Source organism: Pseudomonas sp. DE0010 (genome assembly GCF_007680745.1).
In the GTDB taxonomy this organism is placed as follows: Bacteria; Pseudomonadota; Gammaproteobacteria; order Pseudomonadales; family Pseudomonadaceae; genus Aquipseudomonas; species Aquipseudomonas parafulva_B.
Genome location: NZ_VEJQ01000009.1, coordinates 142,871 through 157,030, shown reverse-complemented (window position 1 = coordinate 157,030; position 14,160 = coordinate 142,871). Strand labels below are relative to the sequence as shown.

At 63.0% G+C, this 14,160-nt stretch carries 11 protein-coding genes and 1 riboswitch; of the genes, 5 read left to right on the top strand and 6 right to left on the bottom strand.

What is annotated here, in order from left to right:
• Together cobN and cobW are read right to left on the bottom strand one after the other, a co-directional pair.
• Entirely contained in the window at nucleotides 1-3,762 is a 3,762-nt protein-coding gene (cobN, locus tag FS767_RS09645; RefSeq protein ID WP_144965015.1) for a cobaltochelatase subunit CobN, read from the bottom strand.
• A gap of 3 nt (nucleotides 3,763-3,765) precedes the next feature.
• Nucleotides 3,766-4,833 carry a cobalamin biosynthesis protein CobW gene (gene cobW, locus FS767_RS09640; RefSeq protein ID WP_144965013.1) on the bottom strand — a complete coding sequence of 356 codons (1,068 nt, stop codon included), beginning with the start codon at nucleotides 4,831-4,833 and terminating at the stop codon, nucleotides 3,766-3,768.
• Between the two features lie 99 nt (nucleotides 4,834-4,932).
• Nucleotides 4,933-5,146: riboswitch (cobalamin riboswitch) on the bottom strand.
• Between the two features lie 290 nt (nucleotides 5,147-5,436).
• Here cobW and FS767_RS09635 point away from each other — a divergent pair.
• The 3 genes from FS767_RS09635 to FS767_RS09625 all read left to right on the top strand — a co-directional run bounded on the left by FS767_RS09635 (nucleotide 5,437) and on the right by FS767_RS09625 (nucleotide 9,031).
• Complete coding sequence (locus tag FS767_RS09635) at nucleotides 5,437-7,035, top strand: ATP-binding cassette domain-containing protein (protein WP_144965011.1); 1,599 nt, start codon at nucleotides 5,437-5,439, stop codon at nucleotides 7,033-7,035.
• A gap of 74 nt (nucleotides 7,036-7,109) precedes the next feature.
• Nucleotides 7,110-8,150, top strand: coding sequence for a branched-chain amino acid aminotransferase (locus FS767_RS09630; protein ID WP_256674249.1), 1,041 nt, complete (start codon nucleotides 7,110-7,112; stop codon nucleotides 8,148-8,150).
• A gap of 161 nt (nucleotides 8,151-8,311) precedes the next feature.
• Nucleotides 8,312-9,031: a TorF family putative porin gene (locus FS767_RS09625; protein ID WP_144965010.1), complete on the top strand. Its 720-nt coding sequence runs from the start codon at nucleotides 8,312-8,314 to the stop codon at nucleotides 9,029-9,031.
• A 41-nt stretch (nucleotides 9,032-9,072) separates the two neighbouring features.
• Here FS767_RS09625 and FS767_RS09620 read toward each other — a convergent pair whose 3' ends face one another.
• The 3 genes from FS767_RS09620 to FS767_RS09610 form a co-directional block, all read right to left on the bottom strand.
• Nucleotides 9,073-9,966 carry a DMT family transporter gene (locus FS767_RS09620; RefSeq protein ID WP_144965007.1) on the bottom strand — a complete coding sequence of 298 codons (894 nt, stop codon included), beginning with the start codon at nucleotides 9,964-9,966 and terminating at the stop codon, nucleotides 9,073-9,075.
• A gap of 88 nt (nucleotides 9,967-10,054) precedes the next feature.
• Nucleotides 10,055-10,483 carry a RidA family protein gene (locus tag FS767_RS09615; protein ID WP_144965005.1) on the bottom strand — a complete coding sequence of 143 codons (429 nt, stop codon included), beginning with the start codon at nucleotides 10,481-10,483 and terminating at the stop codon, nucleotides 10,055-10,057.
• A 143-nt stretch (nucleotides 10,484-10,626) separates the two neighbouring features.
• Complete coding sequence (locus tag FS767_RS09610) at nucleotides 10,627-10,839, bottom strand: PLDc N-terminal domain-containing protein (RefSeq protein ID WP_023535666.1); 213 nt, start codon at nucleotides 10,837-10,839, stop codon at nucleotides 10,627-10,629.
• Nucleotides 10,840-11,059: 220 nt separating this feature from the next.
• Between FS767_RS09610 and FS767_RS09605 the strand changes: the two genes are divergently transcribed.
• The gene (locus tag FS767_RS09605; RefSeq protein WP_144965003.1) at nucleotides 11,060-12,067 is read left to right on the top strand and encodes a GlxA family transcriptional regulator; all 1,008 of its coding nucleotides are present in this window, start codon (nucleotides 11,060-11,062) and stop codon (nucleotides 12,065-12,067) included.
• Nucleotides 12,068-12,089: 22 nt separating this feature from the next.
• Here the strand turns inward: FS767_RS09605 and FS767_RS09600 are convergent, their stop codons facing one another.
• Complete coding sequence (locus FS767_RS09600; RefSeq protein ID WP_144965001.1) at nucleotides 12,090-12,974, bottom strand: hypothetical protein; 885 nt, start codon at nucleotides 12,972-12,974, stop codon at nucleotides 12,090-12,092.
• A 195-nt stretch (nucleotides 12,975-13,169) separates the two neighbouring features.
• Between FS767_RS09600 and FS767_RS09595 the strand changes: the two genes are divergently transcribed.
• On the top strand, nucleotides 13,170-14,150 hold the full coding sequence (locus FS767_RS09595; RefSeq protein ID WP_144965000.1) for an aliphatic sulfonate ABC transporter substrate-binding protein: 981 nt from the start codon (nucleotides 13,170-13,172) through the stop codon (nucleotides 14,148-14,150).
• Nucleotides 14,151-14,160 lie beyond the last annotated feature (10 nt).

Here is a 14,160-nt window from a genome sequence, read left to right as displayed (position 1 = left end):
TCAAGCCTGTTCCTCGCCATCGAGCAGCTGTTCTTCCAAGGCTTCGCGGTACTCGCCGGGGGACTGCCAGAGGCCGCGTTGCTGCGCCTCGATCAGCCGCTCGGTGAGGTCGCGCAGCGCCTGCGGGTTGTGCTCGCGCATGAAGTCTCGAGTCGCCGGGTCCAGCACATAGGCATCGGCCAGCGATTGGTAATGATGATCGTCGATCAGGTGCGTAGTGGCGTCGAAGGCGAACAGGTTGTCGACTGTCGCCGCCATTTCGAACGCGCCTTTGTAGCCGTGGCGTTTGACGCCGTCGATCCACTTGGGGTTCAGCGCACGCGCGCGGATCACGCGGTTGAGCTCTTCCTTCAACGTGCGGATGCGCGGTCGGTCCACTTGGCTGTGGTCACCGTGGTAGCTGGCCACGGACGCGCCTGCCAGCGTTTCAGTGGCCGCCAGCATGCCGCCCTGGAACTGGTAGTAGTCGTTGGAGTCGAGCACGTCATGTTCGTGATTGTCCTGGTTTTGCAGCACCGCCTGCACCTTGCTCAGGCGCTCGACGAACTGTGCCCTGGCCGGCGTGCCCTCGTCCTGCCCGCCATAGGCGTAGCTGCCATGGTTCAGGTAGACCTCGGCCAGGTCTTCACGGGTTTGCCACAGGCGCCCATCGATCGCATTCTGAACGCCAGCCCCGTAGGCACCTGGCTTGGCGCCAAAGACGCGCCAACCGGCCTGGCGAGCCGCCTGCTCAGCGTCCACACCCTGCTGCTGCAAGGTCGTACGCTCGCTGCGAACGCGCGCAGACAACGGGTTCAGATCATCGGGTTCATCAAGACCGGCCACGGCCTGAACGGCAGCATCGAACAGGCGTATAAGGCTGCCAAAAGCGTCCCGGAAGAAACCCGACACCCGCAGCGTGACGTCCACCCGCGGGCGGTCCAGCAGGCTTAGGGGCAGTATTTCGAAATCGTCGACCCGCTGGCTGCCGGTGGCCCACACCGGGCGCACACCCATCAGTGCCATGGCCTGGGCAATGTCGTCACCACCGGTGCGCATGGTCGCGGTCCCCCACACCGATAGCCCGAGCTGGCGCAAGTGGTCACCATGGTCTTGCAAATAACGCTCGAGTATCAGGTTGGCCGACGCGAAGCCTAGCCGCCACGCTGTGGTGGTCGGCAAGTTACGCACATCGACGGTGTAGAAATTGCGGCCTGTGGGCAGCACGTCAAGCCGACCACGGCTGGGCGCACCACTAGGCCCGGCAGGCACGAAGCGCCCGGCGAGCGCTGCAAGCAGCCCGTTCATCTCGGCGGCGCCGCAGGCGTCCAGGCTCGGCGCCACGGTATCGAGTAGGTGATCGACAACTGCCTGAACAGGCTGGCCAAGTTCCGCCTCCAGCGCTGGCAGCGTGCCGTCGAGCGCACCCTCAATAACCTGCAACGCCAGCAGTTCGAGGCGCTCGCGGGTATCGCCAGCCGTACGCCAGGCCTGTTCGCTGATGTTCAGCAGTAGCGTGGGCCGTGGGCCTTGCCAGGGTTGCCCCAGGTCACAGTCCAGCGGATCGAAGCCAGGGACCAGTGCCTTGGCCAGCGCTCGCAACACACTCGCATTGCCGCCACGCCCATCGCCACGCTCGACCCGCAGCAGTGCCAGCAGCGTGTCCAGGCGCAACCGACCCTCGGGCGACTGGCCGAACACATGCAGGCCATCGCGGATCTGCGATTCCTTGAGGTCGCACAGGTAGGTGTCAAGGCGTGGCAACCAGACGGTTGCATCGTCAAGCTGTCCTTCGAGTTGCAATTCCCGGTCGATGTGGTGGGTCCTGACCAGTTCGAGGATGTCGCGTTGCAACTCACGGGCGCGGCGCGGGTCGAGCAGTTGTGCTTCGTAGAATTCGTCGGCCAATTGCTCCAGGTGGCGCAGCGGGCCATAGGTCTCGGCGCGGGTCAGCGGCGGCATCAGGTGATCGATGATCACGGCTTGCGTGCGTCGCTTGGCCTGCGCACCCTCACCTGGGTCGTTGACGATGAACGGATAGATGTTGGGCAGCGGCCCGAGCAGCGCATCCGGCCAGCACGTATCGGACAGCCCTACCCCCTTGCCCGGCAGCCATTCCAGGTTGCCGTGCTTGCCGACATGGATGACAGCGTCGGCCGCATACACATGCCTTAGCCAGAAATAGAACGCCAGGTAGCCATGGGGTGGCACCAGGTCCGGATCGTGATAAACGGCGCTGGGGTCTACCTGATAGCCGCGAGCAGGCTGGATGCCGACGAAGGTCAGCCCCATGCGCACCCCTGCCACCATCAGGCGGCCCTGGCGGTACATCGGGTCCTGCTCCGGTGGCCCCCAGCGCTCCAGTATCGCCTGGCGGTTGGCGTCCGGCAGGCGGTCGAATGCCGCCTGGTAATCGACCAGGCTCATGCTCTGGGCACAGGGCCGCTGGTCGATCTGGTCGAGGTCGTTGGTCACACCGCCCAGCAATTGGTGGATTAGCTGGGTACCGCACTCGGGCAGGTCGCTGACCGGGTAGCCTTCAGTGCGCAGCGCACGCAAGATGTTGAGCGCCGCAGCCGGCGTGTCCAGGCCCACGCCATTGCCGATGCGCCCATCGCGCGTGGGGTAGTTGGCCAGGATCAGCGCCACGCGCTTGTGCGCATTGGGCTGGCGTGCCAGGGTCACCCAGCGCCGTGCCAGCTCGGCCACGAAATCCATGCGCTCGGGGTGGGCGCGGTAGCACACCACATCCGATTGGCTGCGTTCGCTGTGCCAGGCCATGTCCTTGAAGCTGACCGGCCGGGTGATGATGCGGCCGTCCAGTTCGGGTAGCACGATGTGCATGGCCAGGTCACGTGCGCCGAGGCCCTGCTCGCTGGCCTCCCAACCCGGTTGGTTGTCCTGGGCGCAAATGGCCTGCAACACGGGTATGTCTCGTCTTAGCGGGCGCAGGTTAGGACGCTCCGGGCTGGACAGGGCGAAACCCGTGGTATTGAGCACAACCTCGGCGCCGACCATGTCCAGCCATGCTTCGACCTGTTCCAGGCACGCGCTTTCCTTCAGGCTGGCCACCGCAATCGGCAACGGGTTCAAACCTGCTGCCAGCAGGCGCTGGCAGAACACATCGATGAAGGCCGTGTTCGCTGCTTGCAGGTGCGAGCGATAGAACAGTATCGGCGCCACCGGATGATCGGCCTGCCAGTGCGGGTACCAGTCCTCCAGCGTCCCACTGCCCACCTGAGGGTGGTAGACCGTTGTGCGAGGCAACGCCCGCGGCTCGGCCCAGGGATAGTCACGGTCCAGCCACTGACTGGCTAGGTAGTAGAACAGATTGAGTGCGTTGGCCTTGCCACCTTGGCGCAGGTAGTGCCACAACTGCTCGGCTTGCGCCCCCTGCACGGACCCAAGCCCGGTCAGTTCCGGGTCGGGACGGTCGTCGCCGGGCACCAGGATCACGTGCACGCCGCGCTCGGCGAGCGTAACCAACTGTTCCACACCGTAGCGCCAGTACCCCACGCCGCCGTGCAGCGACACCAGGATGACCTTGGCGTGCTGCAAGACCTGATCGACATAAAGGTCGACCGAAGCGTGGTTCTGCACCTGCATGGGGTTGGCCAGGCGCAGGCTGGGATAGTCGCCGGGCAGCTGCTCGGCGCTGTCGGCGAGCAAGGCCAGGTGCGAATCCCCGCTGCAGAGGATGACCAGTTCGGCAGGCGTCTGGCCGAGGTCGGCAATGCTGTCGTCCGGCACGAAGCCGCCGGGCTGGGTCCGCAGCAGGTGCATGGGTCAGGCGCCCAGAGCGTGGCGCAGACGCGCTTCGAGCTGGGCGGGGTCAAGGTCCTGACCGATCAGCACCAAGCGCGTGACGCGCGGCTCTTCGGCGCGCCAGGCGCGGTCGAAGTGCTTGTCAAAGCGCGTGCCTACCCCCTGGATGAGCAAGCGCATCGGCTTGCCGGCAATAGCGGCGAAGCCTTTGACGCGCAGGATGCCGTACTCGACCACCAGCTGGTTGAGCGCCTCGATCAGCACCCGCTCATCGGATTCGGGGAGGTCGATGGAGATGGAATCGAAGGCATCATGGTCATGGTCGTCATGGTCATCGCCGTCGTGATGGGCATCGTGGTGGGTCGGGCGGGCGTCGATGTGCAGCTCGGACTCGGCGCCCAGGCCCAGCAACACCTCCAGCGGCAACTTGCCACTGCTGGCTTCGATGACTTTGACTGCCGCTGGCAGCTCTTCGGCGACCTCGGCACGCACCTTGGCCAGGCCATCGGCATCGATCAGGTCGGCTTTGTTCAACACGACCAGGTCGGCGCTGGCCAGTTGGTCAGCGAACAGCTCGTGCAGGGGGGACTCGTGGTCCAGGTTCGGGTCCAGCTTGCGCTGGGCGTCGACCTGGTCCGGGTAGGCGGCGAAAGTGCCTGCGGCAACAGCGGGGCTGTCGACCACGGTGATCACCGCATCGACGGTGCAGGCGGTACGGATCTCAGGCCATTGGAAGGCTTGTACCAGCGGCTTGGGCAACGCCAGGCCGCTGGTTTCGATCAGGATATGGTCCAGGTCGCCGCGGCGCGCCACCAGTTCGCGCATCACCGGGAAGAACTCTTCCTGGACGGTGCAGCACAGGCAACCGTTGGCCAGTTCGTACACCCGGCCATTGGCCTCTTCCTCGGTGCAGCCGATGCTGCACTGCTTGAGAATGTCGCCATCAATGCCCAGCTCGCCGAATTCGTTGACGATCACGGCGATGCGCCGACCCTGTGCGTTGTCGAGCATGTGGCGCAGCAGGGTAGTCTTGCCCGAGCCCAGGAAGCCGGTGACGATGGTAACGGGGAGCTTGGCCAGTGTTTTCATGTTGCAGTGCCCTTGGCAGAATGGCGCGGGCATGCAGGACGAGCGCCGCCGGCCAGACAGGCCAGGCATGTTCGCCACCGGATCACCCCGCCCGGTTTAAAGTCGAAAACGATGCGAGGCAGGTCTCCTGGCTTGCACCTGCGCCAGGCACGATCATCAGGACCGGGCTTGGAGGAAGACGCCTTCCCGCGCTTGGCGCAGTGGCAGTGTCGACCCATCGATGGTGCCTACAGTTGCGGGGGCAGCCGCGGCTTGAACCGCGTTCCCGTCTTAGCTCCGGCCTGGCCGGAGAACCTCGAACGGCCAAGGCTACGCAGTGGCTGTCGGGTGGTCAACCGTTGTCGAGGCTGTGGGGAGCCGCACTGCTGCCAGACGGCGACCTTCGTCCCGCCCTGGCCCTTGCCACCCACGAATGAGGTGCAAGGCAGTTCCCCTTCTCTTCATCGCCTGCCCGCTTTACGCGCTGACCATCCTCCTCTACCCTTCCCACCTCCCCTTCATGAGGTATTCGTCCAATGCGCCATTGATGCCGCCGTCTGCTTGACGGCCAGTCTTCACTTTCCGGTCGCCACCGGAAATGTCGCGGCATGCGTGGAGTTGCTCATGACGACTACGTCTATCCTGACGCTGGACAGCGTCACCCTGGTCTTGCCAGATGGCAGGCCACTGTTCACTGATCTCACCCAGACCTTCGACACTACCCGGACCGGCCTGGTAGGCCGCAACGGCGTGGGCAAGAGCCTGCTTGGCCAACTGCTCGCTGGCCGGCGTTCACCCAGCAGCGGCACGTGCCAGCGCATGGGCCGTGTCCATCTTGTCGATCAACAGGTGATCGACACCAGCAAGACCGTGGCCGACCTGGCCCAGATGGGGCCCTTGATCGCAGCGCTCGAACGAATCGCACTCGGCAGCGTGGAGGCGGCTGACTTCGACACCGTCGGCGAGCGCTGGGATGCGCCCGAGCGCCTGCGCGCCCACCTGCACCGCCATGGCCTGGGCGACCTGGACCTGCAACGCCCTGTCCATACCCTGAGCGGCGGGCAGGCCATGGGCGTGGCGCTGATTGGCGCCTGGTTGAGCGAGGCCGACTTTCTCATACTCGATGAACCTACCAACCACCTGGACGACCATGGCCGCACGCAGTGGCTGGCGATGATGCAAACCTGGAACCGCGGCTTGCTCGTGATAAGCCATGACCGTTCTCTACTCGAGCACATGGACTGTATCCTCGAACTGTCAAGCCTGGGCCTGAAAGCCTATGGCGGCAACTTCAGCCACTATCAGGCGCTAAAGCGCTGCGAGACCACGCAAGCTGTGCAGCAGTTGGCGCACCTCAAGCGCTCCCAGCAGCAGCAAGCCAGAGCCCAGCTACAGCAACGCCAGGCACTGGACAAAGCCCAGGCCCGGGCGGGGCGCAAGGCCAAGGGCGTGAACCAAGCCAAGATCCTGGTCGATCACCAGCAGCAAGGCGGCCAGGCGACGCTTGGCAAGCAGCGCCGACGCCATCAGGCGGCCGAGCAACAGTTGATCGACAGGGTGCGGGACGCTGCGCAAGCGGTCGAAAGAGCCTGCGAAATTACCGTGCACACGCCAACGCTTGAGCCCAATGTCCAGCGGCAAGTTTTACTGCTGCAAGCCTTGTGCCTGCCGCATGGCACACAGGTACCCATCGACCTCAGCCTGCGCCAGGGCCAACGTTGTGCCCTGACGGGCGTCAATGGCAGCGGCAAGAGCACACTGCTGAAAATGAGCGCCGGCCAGTTGCCAGCGCCTGCAGGCAACCTCAAGGTCACAGACGAAACGGCGCTGCTCGACCAGCACTGCAGCGTGTTGTCGGCCGACGTGAGCGCGCTGGAACACGTGCAGCAGGCCAACCTGGCACTGGATCAGAGCCATGTACGCATGCTGCTGGCTCAGCTGGGCCTGGACGCTGCACGTGTCGCGCTTCCCAGCAGACTGCTGAGTGGAGGCGAGCGCATGAAGGCGGCCCTGGCGGCGATCCTGTACCGCAGGCGCCCGGTGGAGCTGCTGCTACTGGACGAACCTGGCAACCACCTCGACCTGCCATCGCTCAAGGCCCTGCAAAAGATGCTGGAGCAGTTCACCGGTGCGCTGATGATCGCCTCCCATGACCAGGTGCTGCTCGATGCGCTGAGGCTCGACTGCTCCTTACGCCTTGACGGGCCGAGCATCAAGTGGTGATAGGACATTTCCGATCCGGCGAAGATGTATTAAGGTGGCGTGTGCGCATATAACAGCAGCCCGAACGTGGGCACTTGCAAGACAACGAGGGTGTCATGAGCAACGAAAGCATTAACTGGGACAAGCTCGGCTTCGACTACATCAAGACCGATAAACGCTATCTGTCTGTCTGGCGCGATGGCGCGTGGGATGAAGGCACCCTGACCGAAGACAACGTGCTGCATATCAGCGAAGGCTCCACGGCCCTGCATTACGGTCAGCAGTGCTTCGAAGGCCTGAAGGCCTACCGTTGCAAGGATGGCTCGATCAACCTGTTCCGCCCTGACCAGAATGCCGCCCGCATGCAGCGCAGCTGTGCGCGCCTGCTCATGCCCCACGTGCCCACCGACGTGTTCATCGAAGCCTGCAAGCAGGTCGTCAAGGCCAACGAGCGCTTCGTGCCGCCACACGGCAAAGGCGCCCTGTACCTGCGACCATTCGTCATCGGCACGGGTGACAACATTGGCGTGCGCACCGCGCCGGAGTTCATCTTTTCCGTCTTCGCCATCCCGGTAGGCTCGTACTTCAAAGGCGGTATGAAGCCGCACAACTTCCAGATCTCCAGCTTCGACCGCGCGGCTCCGCAAGGTACCGGCGCTGCCAAGGTGGGTGGTAACTATGCCGCCAGCCTGCAACCAGGCTATGAGGCGAAAAAGGCCAACTTCGCCGATGCCATCTATCTGGACCCGTTGACTCATTCCAAGATCGAGGAAGTAGGTTCGGCCAACTTCTTCGGCATCACGGCCAATAACGAGTTCGTAACGCCCAAGTCGGCTTCGGTGCTGCCGGGTATCACCCGCCTGTCCCTGATGGAGCTGGCGCAGTCTCGCCTGGGCCTGACCGTTATCGAAGGGGATGTGGAAATCAGCCAGCTGGATCGCTTCGTCGAGGCAGGTGCCTGCGGCACTGCGGCGGTGATTACTCCCATCGGCGGCATCGAGTACAACGGCAAGCTGCATGTTTTCCATGACCTGGAGAAGGTCGGCCCCGTTACCCAGAAGCTCTACAACGAATTGACCGGCATTCAGAGCGGCGATATCGAGGCTCCGGCAGGCTGGATTGTCAAGGTGGCCTGATCACTGAAGCTATGTGATCTCGAAGGCGCGCTCCGCAGGGGGCGCGTTTTTTTTGCACATCGCGACAGGCATTTGCGTGCCCAGCAGGCAACAAGGTTTCCTCCGCGCGCCAGGCCCGGTATCCTTCAAGGCTCTACTGCAAGCCCTTCAGGAAGCCGACCATGACCAGGCCCCTTCTAGTGCTGAGCGCGGCCCTGCTGTTCAGCCCCACGCTCCTGGCCCAGCAGATCAAACGTGAAGTGGGCGACTTCGACTTCACCCTCAGTACGACCCCTTCTCGCAGCATGGCTCAGGGGCTTATTTCCCCAACCGCCACCGGCACCTTTCATGGCGGTCTGGACTTCAGTCACACCAGTGGTTGGTACGTGGGGCAATACACACCCAGCATGGGCGTGGCGCCAGGGTCCACCCTGCGGGTCGACAACTACGTCGGCTACAAGCATCACTTCGACAGTACCCTGGGTTACGAGATCGGCGTGATCCACTACAGCCAACCCAACATCGCAGGTGCAGAGAGCCATGCGCTGTATGGGGGTATTTCCATAATGGGCAGCCGATTCGGCGGGGCCTTGCGAGACAACCCAAGCAACCGGATCGGCACCCTGTATGCCGATTTCGGGCAGGTCCCCCTGCTCAACGCCGACCTGACGGTCAAGCTGGCCCATCATCGGCTCGGCATCCCATTCACGATCGGCGACGGCAGCCAGGTCAACGGTTTCTCCGACTGGTCCATGCAGCTGTCGCGCCCCTGGTTAGGCCTGGACCTGAACCTGATCTACAGCGACTCGAACCTGACCGGTGGCGGCTGCGATGCTTATTCGGGGATCAACACCTATTGCGAGAGCGTGGTAACCCTCAAGGCCCAGCGCAGTTTCTTCTAGGCAAGCCTGCTCACGCTCAGGCTTTGCCGGCCACTGCCACCTCAAGCCTGTGTCGGCGCCTGTGGACGGGGGGCAGTGACAGCGATGGCCACCCCGCCCAGGACAATCGCGCAGGCAGCCATGGCACGTAGCGACAGTGTCTCGCCGATCACGAGCATCCCACCCAACGCGGCGATCACCGGCACGCTCAGTTGCAACGTGGCGGCTTGTTGCGCGCTGATGCGCCGCACCACGCTGTACCAGACGGCGTAACCTGCCGCCGATGCCAGAATCCCAGAGCACACCGCAAAGAACACGCCGGCCATCGAGAACCGCAGCTCGGCACCCAGAACGATCAGCGGCGCACATACTGCTAGGAAGGGCACGCTGCGAATGAAGTTGCCCGCCGTGTCGGCCAGCGGCCGAGGTGATCCCTGCCCCAGCAAGGTGTAGATCCCCCACGCCATGCCCGCGACCACCATCAGCAAGGCGCTCGTCAGTCTAGGTGCGTGGCTGCCAGGCAGCAGCAACACGATCAGGCCTGAAAAAGCCATCAGCATGCCTGACAACGTGCGCAGGCTGATCCGCTCCCCACGCAGCAACGCCTTGCCGAACATGGTCAGCTGCACAGCGCCAAACAAGAGCAATGCCCCTATCCCTGCATTCAAATCAAGGTAGGCGACGGAGAACAGAAAGGCGTAGCAAAATAACGCCAAGCCACCTCGCCAACTGCCGGCAGCGCCTGAGGAGGGACTGCGCAGCCTTACCAGCCACCACAGGAACAAGGCGCCGCTGCCCAGGCGCAGCGCGGTGAAGCTGATGGCGTCGATGGCGCCATCCTTGAGTGCCAGCCGGCAAAAAACCGAATTGGCAGCGAAGGCCATCAAGCTGAACATGGCCGGCCAGAACCAGGCGCTCAGCAACGGCCGTTCGAGCGGGGATGAGGTCGTGCTCATGGTGTGGTCACCTCTGAGAACCGCTGTGCTTATCGCGCATGAAGGCGCGAACCTGAGCAGAGATTTACTACACAGCCAGTCGATGGCGCTACCTACCTTGGGAGGAGACAGGCAGCGCCGCCACGGCATCCACCTCGATCAGCATTCCGTCCAGGGCCAGGCGTGGAACCGGTATGAGCGTACAGGTAGGCTTTAGGGCCTGGCCCCACGCGTGGTCTATAGCTTCCACCCATTGCTGGAGCCGCGCCTGGCTATGGTCGACGATCAGTAGGGTGAGCTTGCAGACATGCTCGAGGCCCGCCCCTTTGCTGCACAAGGCCAGTTCCAGGTTGGCAAGGGCCTGCCGCGCCTGATCGGCGAAAACAGGGGATAGAGCCCCACTGGCCTGCTCCCCACCCTGACCCGCGATGAAAAGCAGCCTGCTCCCTGAGAGCACGTCGGCCACATGGGAGTATCCGTTGCCACTGGGGTCATACAAAGATTGGGGGTTGCTCAGTTCAAAAGCGGTGGTGTGCATGGTTTGGGCGCTCGGTTCACGGAATGAGCGCCGAGTATCCAACCTCAAGCAAACCTGAGGTCAAGGGCCGGAAGCGGCCCTTGAACATGATTTATGCGGCTACACCAGCGAGGCTGCCAGACGCCCCCGCGCCTGGCGCGCAATCACTTCTCTTCCAGTACTGCCTTGCCCTTGACTGCACGGGGCCCACGCCAGGCCCAGATCGGCAGGCCAGGGAACGGTGCCCACACGACGAACACAATCCACAGCATCTTGCGCTCGGCGCGCCGATCACTGCCCATGATGTGCCAGATCGCCCAGATCTCCAGCAAAATCAAGATGATTGCCACCACGAACCAAATCGTTCCGATTTCCATGAGCTTCCTCCCATTGGCACTTACCCTATTGATTCATCGAAGACGCCCAGGGTTCCGTTCGATTTGAACGGCGCCAGCGTGTATCAAACCCGCATGCCCCAGGCCGACGCCCAGCGCATGCCTGAACACGACCTGCACATTGGCGCCAGCCACCCTGCCGATTGTCTTTCGTAGGGGCACCGGCCACACTTTGGTGCGAAGCCAGGAAGCGGAGTCCAGCGTGTCCACACCCCGTCAGTTCAGCAAAAAGAGCAGCACCAGCAACATGCTGCGGTTAAAGACCAGCAGCGCCAGCGTTGAGGCGCCCTATCGGGTCCATTTCGTTTTGCTCGAACACTTCTCCATGGCCAGCTTCACCGTAGCCATGGACGTACTGGTTACGGCTAACCTTCTGCGCGCGGACAGCTTCCAATTCACGCCGTTGTCGCTTGCCGGTGACCGTGTGCTCAGCGACCTGGGGTTGGAGTTGATTACGACCGAGCTCTCGGCAACCGCCCTCAAGCACTTGGACTTGCTCGTGGTCTGCGGCGGTTTGCGTACGCCGCTCAAATACCCTGAGCTCGACCGTTTGCTCCAGGACTGCGCATCTCACGGCATGGCCTTGGGCGGCCTATGGAATGGCGCATGGTTTCTTGGCCGCGCCGGAGCGCTGGATGACTACGGCTGCAGCGTTCACCCCGAACAACGTGCCAGCCTCGCCGAGCGCAGCCCGCAGACGCGTATCACGCCCGCAAGCTTCACCCTCGACCGGGACCGACTGAGCGCCGCCAGCCCGAACGGGGCGATGGAATTGATGCTGGGGCTGGTACGACGGCTGTACGGTGACGGTCTGGCAGAGGGTGTCGAGGAGATTCTGTCCTTTTCGGGCGCCCGCTATCGGCAAGTGGGCCCCGGGGCCAAGAAGTCGATGAGTCTGCACCTGCGCACCATCGTCGAGCTGATGGAAAACAACCTTGAGGAAACCCTCAGCCTGGACCAGTTGGCGGCTTACAGCGGCCGCTCTCGCCGCCAGATAGACCGCCTGTTCCAGGCACAGCTCGGCACCTCTCCACGGCGCTACTACATGGAACTTCGCATCACCAAAAGTCGCCGCCTGCTGCAGTACTCCGATCTCTCAGTGATGGAGGTGGCGGTGGCGTGCGGCTTCGTCTCGGTGTCGCACTTCAGCAAATGCTACGCCGCCTATTTCGGTTATCCCCCCTCGCGCGAGCAGCGCCTGGGGGATTGAACCTGCTCGCGCTTTTGTGGCGTCAGTCTGACGCAGCGGCGGGCTGCTTCGGTGGAGGGGTCAGGTGCAGCACGCGATCCCGCCCGCCTTCTGCAAGCCAGTAACCGCCGCTGCCATCGGCCACGATGGACTGCGGCGCCTTGAGAAACGACAGCACGGTCTGGCGAGTCCCATCGGGCTTTATGCGCAGCAGCCGTGCCCGGTGAGTGTTGTCTTCACTGATCCAAAGACCACGCTGGTCGCAGAACAGGAATGTGGGGTTCTTGAGGCCATCGAACACCACAGGGTCCTTGCCATCCTTGGACAACGCCCGTATCTGCCCGTCGGCTTTCTCGGTGTACAGCAGCCGGCCATCCCCGCATCGGGTCAAACCTTCCGCTTCGGTCAGGCCCGAACGCAGCACGTCCACCTGGCCGCTGCGCCAGTCATAACGCAGCAAGCGGCCATCACCCTTGCGGTCTTCGATGGCATAAAGGTGGTTGCCCTCGTTCCAAAGGCCCTGCACCGCAATACCGTCGAAAAGCGGTGTGACGTGGCCATCGACAGCCAGACTCACCGGCGCCAGGCCACCTTCCTGGCTGAAGACCCAGCCACCTCTGGCCGCCACCATGCCGTCGGGCTTGGACAGCTGGTCCACGAGCACTTCGCGCTCACCGTCGGGTGCAATCTTGAGAATACTGCCCCGACCATCGTCCAGCTCCTGGCTTACCAGCAGACTGCCGTCGCCCTGGGGAAGCAGCGACGCAGCCTTGTCCACGTTGCGGTGCGCGACCTCCACCTGCCAACCCGAAGCGGCCTGCACGGGGTAGAAGCTTTGCCAGGCGAAAAATCCAAGCGTTGCCACTACAAGGCCGGTGGTAGCGGTGAGCACGATGCGGGTGAGGGGTTTGCGCAGAAAGGTGGGCATGGAGAACTCCTTGATTCTGCAAGGAATGCTAGCAAGGGGATGTGAAAAAAATGTCGGAAGCAGACACCTGATTACAAAACAAAAGGATATAAAAATAACTAAAAAGTCTAATAATTAGTAATAAAGAAATTGAAGCAGCGCGGTCAGGTGCTTATGTTCTGGTGCTCCCACTTATCGCACATCAAGGATCGCGCCATGCCCAACCCTCTCTTTTCATCCCTACGCCGGCGAGCACTGGGAGCACTACTGGCCTCGCTTGCCGGGGCCCTGCTGATAGCCGCACCGGCCGAGGCGCAAGAAAACAGCACCCTGCGCATCGGATACCAGAAATTCAACAGCCTCAACATCCTCAAAGGCAGCGGCGCACTGGAAAAAGCCCTTGCCCCGCAAGGGGTGAGCGTTAGCTGGCATGAGTTTGCCGCCGGTCCACAGTTGCTCGAGGCGCTGAGTACCGGTGCCATCGACGTGGGACACGCGGCCGATGCGCCTTCGGTGTTCGCCCAGGCGGCTGGCAAACCCGTGGTCTACCTGGCCGCTGAACAGCCTTATCCGCGTGGGATCGGCCTGGTGGTGCGCCAGCAGGACCCTCTGAACGATGTGCAGGATCTGAAGGGCAAGCGCGTGGCCACGGGCCGGGGATGGAATGCGCAATACTTACTGGCCGTCGCCTTGCAACAGGCAGGCCTGAGTTACCAGGACATCACCCCGGCCTACGTCAATAACGCAGCCGACGCGATAGCCGCGCTGCAGTCAGGCAGCGTTCAGGCCGCCACACTGTGGGACCCATTCCTGGCTGCAGCCGAGGGTCAGCCAGGGCTGAAGAACCTGCGTGACGGGACCGGCTTGACCAACAACCGCACCTTCTATCTGTCCACCGCCCGCTTCGCGGACAGCCATAAGGCGTTGCTCAGAACATTCTTCAGCGAACTGGCCAAAGCCAGCCAGTGGGCCAATGACAAACCCAGCGACGTCGCCGCCTTGCTGGCACCGCAGCTTGGCATCAACGCCGATGTCCTGGAGGTGGCAAGTCAACGACGCAACTACAACGCTGTGCCGGTGACCCCAGAAATCGTTGCCGAACAACAGAAGCTGGCCGACACCTTCCAAGGGCTTGGCCTGATCCCCCGCAAACTGAACGTAGCCGAAGCGGTTTACCCTGCTTCCGTGCTGCCTTGAGGCCAGCTCA

What these genes read in the sequence shown, in the direction of transcription:
- cobN (WP_144965015.1), bottom strand. Translation starts at nt 3,762, where the DNA reads ATGCACCTGCTGCGGACCCAGCCCGGCGGCTTCGTGCCGGACGACAGC.
- FS767_RS09600 (WP_144965001.1), bottom strand. Translation starts at nt 12,974, where the DNA reads ATGCCCACCTTTCTGCGCAAACCCCTCACCCGCATCGTGCTCACCGCT.
- FS767_RS09615 (WP_144965005.1), bottom strand. Translation starts at nt 10,483, where the DNA reads ATGCACACCACCGCTTTTGAACTGAGCAACCCCCAATCTTTGTATGAC.
- FS767_RS09635 (WP_144965011.1), top strand. Translation starts at nt 5,437, where the DNA reads ATGACGACTACGTCTATCCTGACGCTGGACAGCGTCACCCTGGTCTTG.
- FS767_RS09625 (WP_144965010.1), top strand. Translation starts at nt 8,312, where the DNA reads ATGACCAGGCCCCTTCTAGTGCTGAGCGCGGCCCTGCTGTTCAGCCCC.
- FS767_RS09620 (WP_144965007.1), bottom strand. Translation starts at nt 9,966, where the DNA reads ATGAGCACGACCTCATCCCCGCTCGAACGGCCGTTGCTGAGCGCCTGG.
- cobW (WP_144965013.1), bottom strand. Translation starts at nt 4,833, where the DNA reads ATGAAAACACTGGCCAAGCTCCCCGTTACCATCGTCACCGGCTTCCTG.
- FS767_RS09595 (WP_144965000.1), top strand. Translation starts at nt 13,170, where the DNA reads ATGCCCAACCCTCTCTTTTCATCCCTACGCCGGCGAGCACTGGGAGCA.
- FS767_RS09610 (WP_023535666.1), bottom strand. Translation starts at nt 10,839, where the DNA reads ATGGAAATCGGAACGATTTGGTTCGTGGTGGCAATCATCTTGATTTTG.